Source organism: Agrobacterium tumefaciens, from assembly GCA_025560025.1.
In the GTDB taxonomy this organism is placed as follows: domain Bacteria; phylum Pseudomonadota; class Alphaproteobacteria; order Rhizobiales; family Rhizobiaceae; genus Agrobacterium.
In genome coordinates this window covers 668840-684374 of record CP048485.1, presented here as the reverse complement: position 1 = coordinate 684374, position 15535 = coordinate 668840, and the positions used below count along the sequence as shown (strand labels likewise).

The following is a 15535-nucleotide window of genomic DNA, read 5'->3' as shown; positions in this document are numbered from 1 at the left end:
TTAATATCCGGATTTCGCCGCAGGTGCTGCCCCACCTTTGTAACGGCTGGAAAGCGAGCGCAGCGTGTTGGAAAATTCCGTGACATCGGCACCGACAGCCACAAAAGACGCGCCGAGTTCGAGATAACGGCGATTGAAGGTCTCGTTGAAGGTGAGAATGCCGGCGGCCTTGCCGGCCGCGACGATCTTGACGATTGCCGCCTCGATGACCGCCTGCACTTCCGGCTCATCCAGCTTGCCGAGATAACCCATATCCGCCGCGAGATCCGCCGGGCCGATAAAGACGCCGTCCACCCCCTCCACCGCGAGGATATTGTCGAGATCGTTGATCGCGGCGCGCGTTTCTGCCTGCACCAGAAGGCAGACACTGTCGGAGGCGCTGTCGGCATAATCGGTGATGGTATTGAAAGCGGAGGCGCGGGCAACGGCGGCCCCCATACCGCGGATGCCGCGCGGCGGATAATGCATGGCGCTCACCAGGGCTTCCGCCTGCACCGCCGAATCGACCATGGGAACGAGTAGCGTGCGGGCGCCCGCATCCAGGAGCTGCTTGATCATCCAGCTTTCGCCGACCGGCACGCGCACCACCGGCTCGGCGGGCGACGTGGCAAGGGCGCGCAGCTGGTCGATGATGCTGCGCAGATCGTTCGGCCCGTGCTCGCCGTCAATCACCAGCCAGTCGAACCCCGCCGTTCCGGCGATTTCCGCCGTGATGGCCTCACCCATGTCGAGCCAGAGACCAATCTGCGGCCTGCCGGCGTGGATGGCGGTTTTGAAACGGTTTTCTGGAGCGGGCATGATATCCTCAGGAGAGCAGTAATTTCAGATCGGCGGAGGGGTCCGCCAGGATGGCACGGTCCGGTTCAGCGCCGGTATCGAGCAATTTCTTGCCGGCAACATAGGCCTTGGCGTCATTGACGGCATCGACGGCCACGAAGCGGCCATCGCGGAAATACCAGACAGACCAGCTGCCTTCGCGTGCGCCCGGCCGCAGCACCGTCTCGTCGTAACCGAGATTGAAACCGGCAATCTGCAGCTTCACCTCATATTGATCCGACCAGAACCACGGCTTGGCGTCATAGGCGATTTCTGTGCCGGCCAGCACATGAGCGGCGGCCTCGGCCTGATCGACCGCGTTCTGGACCGATTCGATTCGCACATGCTGGCCGCGCCAGGGCAGCAAGGCACAATCGCCCACCGCATGAATATCGCTGTCCGAACTGCGGGTATATTCGTCCACCACTATGCCATTGCCGACATCGAGGCCCGATTCGCGCGCAAGGCGGTCGTTCGGCGTCACGCCGATACCGACGATGACGAAATCCACGTCGAGCGTCGAACCATCCGAAAGCTCGGCGGCGGCAACCCGGCCATCCATGCCGACAAGGCGCACAAGGCCGGTCTTTTCGCGGATCGCGACGCCATTTGCCTGATGAATGCCGCGCATGATGTCGGCCGTTTCCTTCGCCGCTACGCGCTGGAGAATACGGTCGGCCATTTCGATCAGCGTCACATCGAGGCCGAGCTTGCGGGCGACGGCCGCCGCCTCCAGACCGATATAACCACCGCCGATGACCAGCAGCCGGCGGCCGGGCTTCATCTCCGCCATCAGCCGGTCGGCATCGCGCTTGTCGCGAACGGTCAGAACGCCTTCGAGATCGCCGCCGATGCTGGCCGGCAGCAGGCGGGGGGCGGCACCGGTCGCCAGCACCAGCCTGTCGTAGGAAAGCGTGCTGCCATCCTGCGTGCGCAACGATTTGGCCGCGCGATCGATTTCTTCCACCCAGGTGGAGAGCCGGATATCGACATTGTTTTCCGCGTACCATTCCTCCGGCCGGAACATCAGCCGGTCGAAGCTCATTTCGCCGAGAAGGTATTTTTTGGAAAGCGGCGGCCGTTGGTAAGGATAGGCATCCTCGGAACCGATGATGGTGATGGGGCGCTCATCCTTCAGCGCCCTGAGCTTTGCCGCCAGCGCGAAAGCGGCCTGCCCCGCCCCGACGATTACCAGCCTACCCGTCACATTCAACTCCCAGACACGAATCGCGACGGGCCAGTCCCACCCACTCGCGCAAAGCCATATTGCCCGATCAGGCGTAACGCCAAGTACGGCCCGCGTCAACCGCACGGCGACGCCAGCCCGGTGCAAGCATGACACATTATCAGCTCGGGCTGCGACAAGCCTGCAACCAGACAAAGCCGAGCGCATTTCCCCCAAGGGAAACATTGGCTTGCGTAAGGGGCGTTGGCCCATGTCGAGACGGAAAACAGACAATTGCGCGAATTTCCTTCACGCGCTGGCAAGGAAGCCGCGTTAAAATCAGCACCAGGAAGAGGCAATCCGGGAGGTTGTCATGGCTTTGCATATGGATCCCCGTCAGAACGTCCCCCAGGACGAGAAGTACGAGAAATTTCAGATCGACCGACCCGGCAAGATCACCTTCATCGGGCATCACCTGAGCGCCAAGGACACCATGCGCTGCCTGGTGCGCACCATCTCGCTTTACGGCGCGGAACTCGAAGTCAGCCCGAATCTGGAGATGCCCGCCAATTTCTATCTGGAAATTCTCGGTATTCGCGACGAAATCGGCTGCACGCTGATCCGCCGGGAGGAAGAAAAGGTCACGATCGGCTTTAACATGCTGATCGACGCCGAATTCCTGCACCATGTGCGCAGATTGAGTTTCGAGACCAGCGCCTGAACCTGACACAGCCTGCCGGCCGATTCGCCGGCAGGTTTTTCCGTCGGGAAGTGGCGGAGGAAAAAACTGTTCCAAAACAGTCATCCAATACCCGGGCGCGGCTTGCGTCCGGTTTTTTTGCACCTATTGTGTGCCGGGTTTTAAAACAGGTACCGGAACTCTCAGCCAATGTCCGCTTTCTCACGCCTTACGCCGCTTGCCGTCTCGCTCCCCTCAACCGTTCCTTTCGTCGGCCCTGAAGCCATCGAGCGGAACCGTGGCCTGAAGGTGGAAGCACGGATCGGCGCCAATGAAAGCGGCTTCGGCCCCGCCCCTTCCGTGCTTCTGGCCATGCGCGATGCGGCCGCCGATACCTGGATGTATAGCGATCCGGAAAATTTCGAGTTGAAGGAGGCGCTGGCCATCCACCACGGCGTTGCGCGCGGCAATATCGCGATCGGCGGCGGTGTCGATGGGTTGCTGGGTGAGATCGCCAGGCTGATCGTCGAGCCAGGAACGCCGGTGGTCACGTCGCTCGGCGGTTATCCCACCTTCAATTACCACGTGAACGGGTTTGGCGGAAAACTCGTCACCACACCCTATGTCGACGATCACGAGGATCTCGACGGGCTTCTCGATCTCGTTATCCGGGAAAATGCGCCGCTGGTCTATTTCGCCAATCCCGACAATCCGATGGGAAGCTGGTGGGAGGCAAGCGAGGTCGTCGCCTTTGCCCGGGCGTTGCCGGAAACCTGCCTGCTCATTCTGGACGAAGCCTATTGCGAGACCGCACCCGCAAGCGCCGTGCCGGCCATAGACGCGCTGATCGGCCAGCCGAACATCCTGCGCATGCGCACTTTCTCGAAGGCCTATGGGCTGGCCGGCGCCCGCGTGGGTTATGCCATCGGCACGCTCGGCAATGTCGAAGCCTTCGACAAGATCCGCAATCATTTCGGCATGGCGCGTATTTCCGTCGCAGGCGCATTGGCGGCGCTGAAGGACCAGGCCTATCTGCATGACGTCGTCGGAAAAATCTCAAACGCCCGCGAGCGTATTGCCGCGATTGCCCGCGATAACGGGTTTTCGCCGCTCCCCTCGGCCACCAATTTCGTCACCATCGATTGCCGCCGCGACGGTGCTTATGCGCGCGCCATCGTCGATGGATTGATGGAGCATGGCGTGTTCATCCGCATGCCGGGCATCGCCCCGCTCAATCGCTGCATTCGTGTGAGTGTGGGACCGGATGACAAGCTCGATCTCTTTGAGCAGGCGTTGCCGAAGGTCATCAAGGCGATTGGGTGAGGCGGGCGACATCCCTCGCTTCCGTCATTCCGGCCCTGAGCCGGAATCCAGTCGACGCGCGTCTGCGCGGCGGAGAGAGTCCTTTCAGCCCAAAGACTTGGGCTGGCTGGATTCCGGCTCAAGGCCGGAATGACGGGAGAGAAGTGTTTTGGACTCAAACAACCAAGCAGACTGCCGTACCGGCTCCAGCTAATTGCCATATGATGCGAATGCGATTCAAAATCCGCCCGCAAGCCCCTGCCCGCGAATCATTTCCAGCAAAAGACATCGCCAAACATAAGAAAACCGCGCCGGCCTTGTTCCTGCCGGTCGCGGTTTGATGTGTCAGCGCAAAAGCTTCTGTTCAGAAGCCCTCGCCGCATTCCCCTTCGGGTTTACTTTCGTTTGCACCGGTCATCGGGACTGGAGGGAACCGGACCGGAAATTCTATCGCGGATGCGGGTGTGTCAGTGCATCGTCATCCAGTCGCGGGCGGCACGCAGCGCTTCGGCCAGTTCCGCCTTGGTCATGTTGCGGGCAAGATCGGCACGCAACGAAGCGGCTCTTTCCGATCCGCGGATCGCGGCGATGTTGAGCCATTTGTGGGCCGCAACCAGATCCACCTTGCATCCCCGCCCGGTCGCATAGACCAGGCCGAGATTGCAAAGGGTGTCGGCGCGGGTTTCGCCACCGGCAACTGCCATTTCGATATCGCGAATTTCAAAGCGTGCCATCGTTTTAATCCCTGTCTTCTCGCCTGTTTCATCAATTGCCTTCTTGCCGAGGCTACCGTTCGAACCTGCCGTCTTATGCGGCTTTTTTGTCCTTCCGGCCGGCAGGTTTTCCCTGCGCTTTTGATGAGTTGAATATGCCATGAGGCCTTCAACGGGCGCTTAAAAGGCATGATTAATGTGACGCAAACAAACTGCAAACGATTGGTAAAATTGGTTTTTTGTTAAATATCGCAAGGTGCGGAAATTAAGGACTTTGCGACGAATTTTACGAAAACTTCAGAATTGGATTTCAACCCTTCATTCACCACGATCAAAACAACGATTTTTGGATTTCCCGCTTTTCCGCTCCTTCAGCGGGTGCTGAGGCCCCATAAAGACCGCAAATTTCTGTTTCCTTTTACGTGAACGTAAAATAACATCCGCCTGCCTGTCATGAGGATGAAACAGGCAAAGGACAAAGCAGGCGTAGCGAGCAATCGTTGCGCCACCGGGCGGCCGTGCATCATGGATGGCGCATGGCATGCCAAAGGGTTTGGATCTGCGCATTGGTCCCTGACACGGTTCAGGGAAGCGGCGCGAATTTCGGGAGGAGTTTTTATGAAGCGTGTAATGATGATTGCCGCCGCCCTGATGATGGGTGGCAACCTTGCCTTTGCGGCCGAGCCCATTGAAGGCAACTGGAAGACGGCAAGCGGCGAGACAGCCGCAATCGGTCCCTGCGGCGCGGCTTTTTGCGTGACGCTGAAGACCGGCAAACATGCCGGAAAACAGATCGGCAAGCTTTCCGGCAAGGGAAACAGCTATGCCGGTGATATTACCGACCCGGCCAATGACAAGACCTATAGCGGCTCCGGCACCGTTTCCGGCAATTCGCTGAGCATGAAGGGTTGCGTTCTGAAGATACTGTGCAAGTCGCAGACCTGGACGCGGCTGTAAAATCAGGCACGGCGGGTGAGCCTTTGAAAGCTCGCCTGCCGTCGCAGGCGGATGTGGCGGGGAATGGACCTATCCGTTGATGTATCGTTGCGGTCCCGCCGAACACGATTAAGATCGACGCATGCGACCCACCCTTTCCACGATCCTGATCTCGGGCACTTCACATGTCGGCAAAAGCACCCTTGCCGATCTGTTGGGCGCAAAGCTTGGGTGCGAGGCAATATCGACCGATAGTCTCGCGCGCCACCCGGGACGGCCCTGGCCCGGCATACCGGCGCCTGTGGAGGAATATTACACACAGCTATCGGCAGAAACGATCCATTGGTTTCTGAAGGTCCACCACCAGAATATCTGGCCGCTGATCCGCGGGCTGATCGACAGCAAAGCGCGCACCGGCCATCAAGCCGTTTTCGAGGGCGCGGCCCTGCGGCCGGAATTCGTCACGCCCCTTCTTGGCGAGGCGACCGCCGGTGTCTTTCTCCATGCCGAGAACAACTTTCTTCTGGAGAGAATGCGCTCGCAGGCACGATACAACGACGCGACGAGCGGCCAGCGCCGGATCATGGATGCCTTCATCGAACGCTCGCTGCGCGAAAATGCCGAGATGCTGGCATCGGCGCGGCAACTTGGCATGCCGCTTGTCAATATTGAAAACCCCGCCGCGCTCGACAGCCTTGTCACCGAATTTGTCGAGCGTGCCAGCGCCTCTCCGGCATGATTCGACAGGTGGATGTGCACGCTCCGAAGCCATCGAAAGCTTCAATTGACCCGCAGCGTACCCCGTTAACCTCCCTGAATGCCATATGAACCGGGTTCTCAGGGTCCGTTCAGTCCGACTATGGCAAAACTCTGTCCATCAACTCCAATAAAGGGGAATGGACATGGCAAAGCTGATCAGCCGGCTGGCAATCTTCGCGTTTCTCATGGCGATCTTCGCCATGTCCTTCGCTTCGCTCGTCGTCAATCCCAACCGCAGTTTCCAGCGGGTGAATGCCGGCGCGGCCATCGCCTGCCAGCACAGCCCGGCGCCCGCCGCCAATTGCCCCGTCGTACTTTGAGGACCGGCCGATGATCAACAGCTTTTCAAACGGCCTGTTCTCCGCTCTGCGGCTGGTGCTGATGGCATCGATCTTTCTCGGCCCGGTGGCGGGACTTGCGGTTTACAAGGCCGATCCCCGCCCGGCATCCAAGGGCGCCGGTTTCGTGCTTCTGATGAGCCTGCAACGCGGCGCGCTCGGCTGAAATTCCGTCACCCCACCCTCACCCCGGCCGTATTTTCCGTTTCTTTTCAGTTTCTTCGTATTTCTGTCGCTTGCCTGTCGAAATTGCCCTCTTATAATGGGCCATGACAATAGCAAAACCAACGATTCCGCCCCTCACCTTCGTCACTCCTGAGCCTTTCGCGCCGCAGACATTCACGGACCCGAAAGAAGCCGTGGCGGCTTTGAACGCGCTTTACGAACGCAATACGGCGTTCCTGATCAATTCCTTCACCGAACTGGCCAAGGGCGCGCCGATTGCCGGCCGCTATCGCGCCTGCTATCCGCAGGTCAGCCTTGAGACCGCAACCTTCGGCCATGTCGATTCGCGTCTCTCCTACGGCCATGTCACCGCCCCCGGCGTCTATACAACGACGATCACCCGGCCGGAGCTTTTCCGCCATTATCTCAAGGAACAGCTGGGGCTTCTGATGAAGAACCACGGCGTTCCGGTCACGGTGTCGGAATCGGCCACGCCCATTCCGCTGCATTTCGCTTTCGGCGAAGGCGCTTATGTCGAGGCGGCGGCGGCCTCCTCGCTGTCTGACGTGCCGCTGCGCGATCTGTTCGATACGCCCGATCTCAACAACACCGACGATCTCATCGCCAATGGCGAATATGATCAGGTACCCGGCGAACCGGCACCGCTTGCGCCCTTTACCGCGCAGCGCATCGATTATTCGCTGGCCCGTCTCAGCCACTATACGGCGACCAGCGCCAGCCATTTCCAGAACTTCGTGCTGTTCACCAACTACCAGTTCTATATCGATGAATTCGCCGCATGGGCGCGTCAGTTGATGAAGAATGGCGGCGAGGGTTACACCGCCTTCGTGGAGCCCGGCAACATCGTCACCCCGGCCGGCTCCGACAAGCCGGAAACGGACGCCGTGCTGGCCCGCCTGCCGCAGATGCCCGCCTATCACCTGAAGAAAAAGGGCCATGCCGGCATCACGCTGGTCAATATCGGCGTCGGCCCTTCCAACGCCAAGACGATCACCGACCATATCGCCGTGCTGCGCCCGCATGCCTGGCTGATGGTCGGCCATTGCGCTGGGCTGCGCAACAGCCAGCGACTGGGCGATTATGTTCTGGCGCATGCCTATGTGCGTGAGGACCACGTTCTCGACGACGACCTGCCGGTCTGGGTGCCGATCCCGGCGCTGGCCGAAGTGCAGCTGGCGCTGGAAGGCGCTGTTGCGGAAGTCACCGGTTACGAAGGCTTCGAGTTGAAGCGCATCATGCGCACCGGCACCGTCGCCACCATCGACAACCGCAACTGGGAACTTCGCGATCAGGCCGGTCCCGTCAAACGCCTGTCGCAATCGCGCGCCATAGCACTCGACATGGAATCGGCCACCATCGCCGCCAACGGCTTCCGCTTCCGCGTGCCCTACGGCACCCTGCTCTGCGTCTCCGACAAGCCGTTGCATGGCGAATTGAAACTGCCCGGCATGGCGACGGAGTTCTACCGCACCCAGGTCGCCCAGCATCTGCAAATCGGCATCCGCGCCGTGCAGAAGCTTGCCGCCATGCCGACGGAAACGCTGCATTCGCGCAAGCTCAGAAGCTTTTACGAGACGGCGTTCCAGTAAAAACAGATATCGCAGAAAGCGTCCTTGGTGTATTGTTTCGAAAATCGATACACCAAGGATTTTTCGATGCGTACCAACATTGAACTCGATGACGCCTTGCTCGCCGAGGCGATGGAAATCACGGGCCTTTCGACAAAAAAGGCAACGGTGGAAAAGGCGTTGCGCGATCTTGTGCGTATTCATCGTCAGATGCGTGCCCTCGATGCGTTGCAGGGCATGGGCTGGGAAGGCGATCTGGACGAAATGCGGACGGATTGGGACGCTGAGACGGACTGGGATGTGAAGAACGCCAAATGATCGTAGCAGATAGCTCTGCCTGGATTTCATTTATTCGAAAAGACGCGCCTACCCTCTCCGCCAAGTTTCGCGCCTTGATGGCGCAGGGCGAAATTCTGATCGGCGATATCATTCTTCTTGAGGTGCTTAGAGGCGCGCGTGACGGTCATCATGCGCGCCGCCTTGAGCAGATGCTGGGCGAATTTCCCTGCGTCGCGATGATGTCGCCCCAGCTCGCCATCAAGGCCGCCGCCAACTACCGCTTCCTGCGGGAGCGCGGCTATACCATGAGAAAAAGCAACGACCTCATTATCGGTACCTACTGTATCGAGCACGGGCACAAGCTGTTGCAAAACGACCGAGACTTTCAGCCGATGGCCGATCATCTCGGTCTGCGACTGGCATGAGCCTCAAACCACCTTCACCGTCCCCTCCACGCGGATGGGAAAATTCACCGAGCGTGCGATGAAGCATTTCTCGTGTGCATCATGGTGCAACTCATCCGCTCTGGCCGGATCGCCTTTCGAAATGGTGATGACCGGTTTCAGCACCACTTCGCTGAATTGCCCCGCGCCATCCTTTTCCATCACCAGCGTGCCTTCGGCATTATCGACATAGTCTTCGACGATGATGCCATTGACCGAGCAGAAATGCAGGTACCAGAGCTTGTGGCAGGCCGAGAGAGAGGCGACCAGCAGGTCTTCCGGGTTCCAGCGGGCGGGATCGCCGCGGAAGGCGGGGTCGGAGGAGCCGGCGATGTCAGCCTTTCCCGAAGTGGAAATCGTGTAGTCGCGTTCATAGTCGCGATAACCCGAAGTCCCCTTGCCGCGATTGCCCGTCCATTTCACCTGAACGGCGTAATGATGTTCCTGGCCTGCCATTTTAGTCCTCCCTAAGAGTTTTTCGTCGCATTTCCAGTAAAACCGCCACGCACTTTTACTGGAAATGCTCCCGCGTATCGCGCAGGTGGTCTAGCCCCTTGCGCAGCGTTTCTATGACCTCATCCATTTCCGAGCGGCTGATCGTTAGCGCCGGTGAGGCCAGCATGCGGTCGCCGGTGGCGCGCATCACAAGGCCGTTTGCCAGGCAATGGTTGCGCACGGCGGTTCCGATGTCGTCCGGCTTGGCGAAACGCCGGCGCGTCTCCTTGTCGGCCGTTATCTGCAGGCCGCCCATCAGGCCGACATTCACCGCCTCGCCGACCAGTTCGTGATCCGTCAGGCTTTTCCAGCCCTCGGAAAAATAAGGGCCGATATCGTCGCGCACCCGTTCCACCAGTCCCTCCTCCTCGATGATGCGGAGGTTTTCCAGCGCAGCGGCGGCGCAGACGGGGTGGCCCGAATAGGTAAAGCCGTGGTTGAAGTCGCCGACCTCAGACAACATCACCTCCGCCACCCGATCCGAGACGATGACGCCGCCAATTGGCAGATAGCCTGATGACAGGCCCTTGGCGACGGGGGCAAAATCCGGCTCCACGCCGAAATGCTGATAACCGAACCAGGAGCCGAGACGGCCGAAACCGCAGATCACCTCATCCGACACCAGCAGGATGTTGCGCGCCTTGCAGATGCGGGCGATTTCCGGCCAGTAGGCTTCCGGCGGCACGATGACACCGCCGGCGCCCTGAATGGGTTCGGCTACGAAAGCGGCGACATTTTCCTCGCCGAGTTCATCGATCTTCGCTTCCAGTTCGCGCGCCACCTTCAGTCCGAATTCGGCCGGCGAAAGATCGCCGCCCTCGGCATACCAATAGGGCTGGCCAATATGGGCCACGCCCTCGATCGGCAGGTTCCCCTGCTCATGCATCCATTTCATGCCGCCGAGTGAAGCACCCGCCACCGTCGAGCCGTGATAGCCGTTGCGGCGGGCAATCACCTTGGTCTTCGTCGGATGGCCGAGCGCCTTCCAGTAGACGCGCGCCATGCGGAACCAGGTGTCGGTGGCTTCCGAACCGGAATTGGTGAAGAAGACATGGTTCATCTTCGGCCCGGCGCGCGAGGCAATCTTCTGCGCGAGAAGTGTCGCGGGCGGCGTGGTAGTGCCGAAAAACGCGTTGTAATAGGGTAGCTCGTTCATCTGGCGCTGCACGACATCGGCGATCTCACGGCGTCCGTAACCGATATTCACGCACCAGAGGCCGGCAAAGGCGTCGAGATATTTCTTGCCGGTGCTGTCATAGATGAACACCCCTTCCGCGCGCTCGATGATGCGGGTGCCGGCGGCATTCAGCTTGCTCATGTCGGAAAAGGGGTGAAGGTGATGGGCGGCATCGATGGCGGCGAGATTGGACATCGGCTTGGAGACTTCATTCATGACAGATCGCACTCCCATAAAGGCGACGGCGCTCACGCTGCCGCGCCCGCCGAACATGGCCGGGCGGCTTCGATTTGGCAAGACTGGCGTTTTTTAGGGGGTATTGAGGGCGCGACATCGCCCCTTGTTTCTTCTCCCCGCCGGGGAGAAGGTAGCCCCAAGGGTCGGATGGGGGGCAACGCTAGCGGTATACGGAGAGCTCGCCCCCTCATCCCGCTGCCGCGGACTTCTCCCCGGCGGGGAGAAGAAACAAGCGGCGCGCTCCCAATCCAAACGTACGCCGTTCGCGCTATGCGAAAAACGCCCGGCCCACCAGCACCTTCAATTCGCCGGCGTGAACCTCCAGCGCCACATCCCGCTCCATCGGCAGCAATTCGCCGTCGATGACGCAGCGCACATCATGGCGCTTCTTCGGGAAATGCAACTCCACATCCGTCACGGTCATGGCCGTTACGGCGGCGTTTTCCTTCAACCTGCCACGCAGAATGTCGAAAACGAGCTTTGCGACACCAGAGGGAGGCAGCGGATCGGTGAGGTAAAAACCGAGATGGCCGCCCGACACGCTATCCGCCACCAGCAGTGAATTCTGGCCGAACTCATTGTTGGAGACGGAAATAGCCGACACCTTGCGATGTTGCGTTTCGCCGTTGACGGTATATTCCACCTCGAAGACCGGTGGATTGAGAATGACGCTGATGGCGGCGCGGATGCTCGCCTTGATCTTGCCGAGACGCGAGGCGAAAGCGAGATTGTTGCGGTAGCGCACCATGCGCGAATGCAGGCCCGCGGAGAACTGGTGGACGAAAAGCCTGCCATTGGCGCTGGCAATGTCGACACTGGCGACCTCGCCATTCGCCAGCGTCTCCAGAGACTGGCGGATATCGAGCGGCAGCTTCAGCGAGCGGGCAAACAGGTTCATCGTGCCGGCGGGCACAATGCCGAGCACAATGCCCTGTTTCCAGGCTATACCGGCGGCCGCCGAAATGGTGCCGTCGCCGCCGCCGGCAATGATGCCTTCGATGCCCGACTCCTCGGCGGCACGCTCCATTTCTTCGACAATGTCCCTGCCTGATACGAGACGGCAGTCGATCTCATGCCCTGCGCGGGAAAAGACCTCGCGGGCGTGGTCGCAATAGGCATCCATATCCGTGGTGCGAAAGGTGCCGCCGTCACGATTGAAAATTGCAATGAGCTTCATGTTCCAACCTGATCCGGTAAGGCAGCCGCGCGTAAATGCCTGGGCTTATATAGGGTTCCAAACACCATCGCGTGAAGATGCTCTTTTGCCGAGAATCGCTCTACCGCAACGCATCATTTCATGTTAGGGATGACTTAAGGTCATTTTCATGACCGCGCATCTCCAGTCAGGGCAGACCGCTCCCATACGGTCTTGCCCTTTTTTCTGTGGGGCCCTCCCCTCCTCAGGTCACAATGAGCCAGTCGAAAATTTCCGAAGTCCGCGCTGATGCGGAGAATGAAACCGTTTACACGGCTGCCCCGGCTGTGGCCCTTTCCCCGCTTGCCATCGCCCTGATTGAACTGGCGCTTGCCGCCGGCGGCTTCGGCATCGGCACCGGCGAATTCGCCATCATGGGCCTGCTGCCCGATGTCGCCACGACCTATGGCGTAACGGTGCCGCAGGCGGGCTACGTGATCACGGCCTATGCGCTGGGTGTCGTCATCGGCGCACCGATCATCGCCGTCCTTGCGGCACGCATGACGCGGCGCGCTTTGCTCCTTGGCCTGATGGGGCTGTTTGCGGCCGGCAACATCTTAAGCGCCATTGCACCTGACTTCCTGAGCTTCACCATTCTGCGCTTCATCACCGGCCTGCCGCATGGCGCCTATTTCGGCGTTGCGGCGCTGGTGGCGGCGTCCATGGCGCCGATCCACAAGCGCGCCCGCGCCGTCGGCCGTGTCATGCTCGGCCTCACCGTCGCCACGCTGCTCGGCACGCCGCTTGCCACCTTCTTCGGCCAGCTGCTGTCCTGGCGCGCGGCCTTCATGCTGGTGGGCGGCATTGCGCTTCTGACGGTGGCCCTGCTCTGGTTCTTCCAGCCGCGTGACCGGGTGGAGGAAGGGGCGAGTGTCTGGCGCGAACTCGGCGCTTTCCGCCGCGTACAGGTTTGGCTGACGCTTGCCATCGCGTCCGTCGGTTTCGGCGGCATGTTCTCGGTGTTCAGCTATATCGCCAAGACCACCACCGATGTGGCGATGATGCCGGTTTCCACCGTCTCCATGGTGCTGGCGCTGTTCGGCATCGGCATGAATGTCGGCAATGTGGTCGGCTCGCGGCTGGCCGATATCTCGCTCAATGGCACGATCGGCGGCATGCTCGCCTTTAACGTACTGGTCATGACCGTGTTCGGCATGACGGCGCATGATCCTTTCATGCTGTGCCTCTGCGTGTTCCTGATCGGCTGCGGTTTTGCCGCCTGTCCGGCGGTGCAGACGCGGCTGATGGATGTGGCGCAAGATGCACAGACGCTTGCCGCCGCCTCCAACCATTCGGCCTTCAACATCGCCAATGCGCTCGGCGCCTGGCTTGGCGGCCTCGTCATCGCCATGGGCTATGGCTATGCGTCGACAGGTTATGTCGGCGCGGTTCTTTCCCTTCTCGGGCTTGGTGTTTTCCTCGTTTCCGTCACCGTCGAACGGCGCGAAAAGGCGGCTTGAAGTCGCCTTTTTTACAGCCTGCATCGCCGCCCCTCGCCACGGTGCAGAACCTTGCGGAAATTTCATAATCGGGTGCTTGACTCTTTTCGGTTTCAGGCGCAACACGGCCTTACGCGCACGCCAACCAGCACGGCGCGGATTTCAACGGAGCATCATTGGATGTCTAGCGACAGTAGCAGTCGATTGCCTTTGCCGAGACCGGCGAACGTGAACTGATCCGACCACTGTCGGCTCACCACCGCGTTCGCCGCTATCGGCGAATCGACGGAAAGGTGAGCAATCATGAACTTCCACAACCTCTCCCAGAGGGCCAGCAAGGCCGCACGTCTTCTTCGTAGCGGAAACGCCGGTTCCTCCACCACCATCGCCGAACGCGTCGAGCACCTGAACACGCTCGATGTCAGCGAAGCCGCAACCGCCCTTCTCGCCATGCCGCAGGCAAAGGCCGTCGCCATTCTCGACCGGCCGGAACTGCATGGCGCAGCCGCCATCATCGCCCATATTCCTGTCGAACAGGCCGCCCGCTTCGTCAATCTGATGTCTGACGACCGGGTGGCCGACGTCATGGCGGAAATGGAAGAAGAGCCGCGCGCAAAGCTCTTTTCCCGGCTGGACCGCACGACGGCTCTCTCCATCAAACATCTGATGGGTTATCCGCCGCGCACCGCCGGCTCGATCATGACCACGGAATTCGTCAGCGTGCCTGATGACTGGACGGTGGAACAGACCCTTTCGCACATCCGCGTCGTCGAGCGGTCGCGTGAAACGGTCTATGCCATCTATGTGCTGGCTCAGGACGGAACGCTCTCCACCGTCGTGACGCTGCGTCGCCTGGTGACGGGTGAACCCGGCGCTTCCATCCTCTCCGTCGCATCGAAGGAAGGCATCGTCTGCGCCAGCCCCCTGATGTCGCAGGAGGATGTCGCCCGGCTGATCCGCAAGCACGACCTTCTGGCGCTGCCCGTCGTCGATGACCGTTCGCATATTCTCGGCATCGTCACCGTTGACGACGTGATCGACACGATGATCGCAGACACCACGGAAGACGCCCACAAGTTCGGCGGTATGGAAGCGCTGGGCAAGCCCTATATGACGATCGGTTTTCCGGACATGATCCGCAAGCGCGCCGGCTGGCTCGCCGCACTCTTCCTCGGTGAAATGCTGACGGCCAGCGCCATGCAGCATTTTGAAGGTGAGCTGGAAAAGGCCGTGGTGCTGACGCTGTTCATTCCGCTCATCATGTCGTCGGGCGGCAACTCCGGTTCGCAAGCCACCTCGCTCATCATCCGGGCGCTGGCGCTCGGCGAGCTGAAGCTTTCCGACTGGTGGCGGGTGTTACTGCGGGAAATCCCGACGGGCCTGACGCTTGGCTGCATTCTGGGCGCCATCGGTTTCCTGCGTCTGACGGTCTGGCAGCAGGCGGGCTTTTATGACTATGGCGAGCACTGGCTGCTGGTGGGCGCCACCGTCTTTGCGGCGCTTGTCGGCATCGTCACCTTCGGTTCGCTCGCCGGCTCCATGCTGCCCTTCGTGCTGCAGCGCCTGCGGCTTGACCCCGCCAGCGCATCGGCCCCGTTCGTCGCCACGCTGGTGGATGTCAGCGGCCTCGTCATCTACTTCTCGGTGGCGCTGGTGATCCTGAGCGGCACATTGCTCTAAAAGACGAAAGGCCCGCTCGGAAAAAGCGGGCCTTCTACATTTCGCGGCACGTCATAATCTCTCCTCCGTCATGCCGGACTTGATCCGGCATCCAGCCACGGCGCGTCTGCGCCGTGAGAAGAGTCTTT

Annotated in this window: 16 protein-coding genes; 10 read left to right on the top strand and 6 right to left on the bottom strand. The window is 60.4% G+C overall.

The genetic code is table 11. From position 1 onward, the window contains the following. Together FY152_03360 and FY152_03355 are read right to left on the bottom strand one after the other, a co-directional pair. Entirely contained in the window at positions 1 to 798 is a 798-nt protein-coding gene (locus tag FY152_03360) for an HpcH/HpaI aldolase/citrate lyase family protein (GenBank protein UXS31175.1), read from the bottom strand. A gap of 7 nt (positions 799 to 805) precedes the next feature. Further along, positions 806 to 2023 (bottom strand): FAD-dependent oxidoreductase, encoded by a 1218-nt coding sequence (locus tag FY152_03355; protein ID UXS31174.1) that lies wholly within the window; start codon positions 2021 to 2023, stop codon positions 806 to 808. 331 nt (positions 2024 to 2354) lie between these two features. Between FY152_03355 and FY152_03350 the strand changes: the two genes are divergently transcribed. Then, a complete protein-coding gene (locus tag FY152_03350; protein ID UXS31173.1) occupies positions 2355 to 2702 on the top strand; it encodes a hypothetical protein in 348 nt (115 codons plus the stop codon). 168 nt (positions 2703 to 2870) lie between these two features. Then, complete coding sequence (locus tag FY152_03345) at positions 2871 to 3983, top strand: pyridoxal phosphate-dependent aminotransferase (protein UXS31172.1); 1113 nt, start codon at positions 2871 to 2873, stop codon at positions 3981 to 3983. A 446-nt stretch (positions 3984 to 4429) separates the two neighbouring features. Here FY152_03345 and FY152_03340 read toward each other — a convergent pair whose 3' ends face one another. Continuing rightward, entirely contained in the window at positions 4430 to 4696 is a 267-nt protein-coding gene (locus FY152_03340) for a sel1 repeat family protein (GenBank protein UXS31171.1), read from the bottom strand. 597 nt (positions 4697 to 5293) lie between these two features. Here FY152_03340 and FY152_03335 point away from each other — a divergent pair. The 6 genes from FY152_03335 (at position 5294) to FY152_03310 (ending at position 9166) form a co-directional block, all read left to right on the top strand. After that, positions 5294 to 5632, top strand: coding sequence for a DUF2147 domain-containing protein (locus FY152_03335; protein UXS31170.1), 339 nt, complete (start codon positions 5294 to 5296; stop codon positions 5630 to 5632). A gap of 121 nt (positions 5633 to 5753) precedes the next feature. Next, the gene (locus tag FY152_03330) at positions 5754 to 6350 is read left to right on the top strand and encodes a hypothetical protein (GenBank protein ID UXS31169.1); all 597 of its coding nucleotides are present in this window, start codon (positions 5754 to 5756) and stop codon (positions 6348 to 6350) included. A gap of 157 nt (positions 6351 to 6507) precedes the next feature. Then, positions 6508 to 6690: a hypothetical protein gene (locus FY152_03325; protein ID UXS31168.1), complete on the top strand. Its 183-nt coding sequence runs from the start codon at positions 6508 to 6510 to the stop codon at positions 6688 to 6690. 287 nt (positions 6691 to 6977) lie between these two features. After that, positions 6978 to 8483: an AMP nucleosidase gene (gene amn, locus FY152_03320; protein UXS31167.1), complete on the top strand. Its 1506-nt coding sequence runs from the start codon at positions 6978 to 6980 to the stop codon at positions 8481 to 8483. Between the two features lie 66 nt (positions 8484 to 8549). Beyond that, on the top strand, positions 8550 to 8780 hold the full coding sequence (locus tag FY152_03315; GenBank protein UXS31166.1) for a type II toxin-antitoxin system VapB family antitoxin: 231 nt from the start codon (positions 8550 to 8552) through the stop codon (positions 8778 to 8780). After that, positions 8777 to 9166: a PIN domain nuclease gene (locus tag FY152_03310; GenBank protein ID UXS31165.1), complete on the top strand. Its 390-nt coding sequence runs from the start codon at positions 8777 to 8779 to the stop codon at positions 9164 to 9166. Before FY152_03315 ends, FY152_03310 begins: the two co-directional genes overlap by 4 nt. A 3-nt stretch (positions 9167 to 9169) precedes the next feature. Here FY152_03310 and FY152_03305 read toward each other — a convergent pair whose 3' ends face one another. From FY152_03305 to FY152_03295, 3 genes are all read right to left on the bottom strand, one after another. Further along, entirely contained in the window at positions 9170 to 9640 is a 471-nt protein-coding gene (locus FY152_03305; GenBank protein ID UXS31164.1) for an OsmC family protein, read from the bottom strand. 55 nt (positions 9641 to 9695) lie between these two features. Then, positions 9696 to 11072 carry an aspartate aminotransferase family protein gene (locus FY152_03300; GenBank protein ID UXS31163.1) on the bottom strand — a complete coding sequence of 459 codons (1377 nt, stop codon included), beginning with the start codon at positions 11070 to 11072 and terminating at the stop codon, positions 9696 to 9698. 289 nt (positions 11073 to 11361) lie between these two features. After that, a complete protein-coding gene (locus FY152_03295; protein UXS31162.1) occupies positions 11362 to 12270 on the bottom strand; it encodes a diacylglycerol kinase family lipid kinase in 909 nt (302 codons plus the stop codon). Between the two features lie 233 nt (positions 12271 to 12503). Here FY152_03295 and FY152_03290 point away from each other — a divergent pair, with 233 nt between their 5' ends. After that, complete coding sequence (locus tag FY152_03290) at positions 12504 to 13748, top strand: MFS transporter (GenBank protein ID UXS31161.1); 1245 nt, start codon at positions 12504 to 12506, stop codon at positions 13746 to 13748. Positions 13749 to 14030: 282 nt separating this feature from the next. Then, complete coding sequence (gene mgtE, locus FY152_03285) at positions 14031 to 15407, top strand: magnesium transporter (protein ID UXS31160.1); 1377 nt, start codon at positions 14031 to 14033, stop codon at positions 15405 to 15407. Positions 15408 to 15535: the final 128 nt, after the last annotated feature.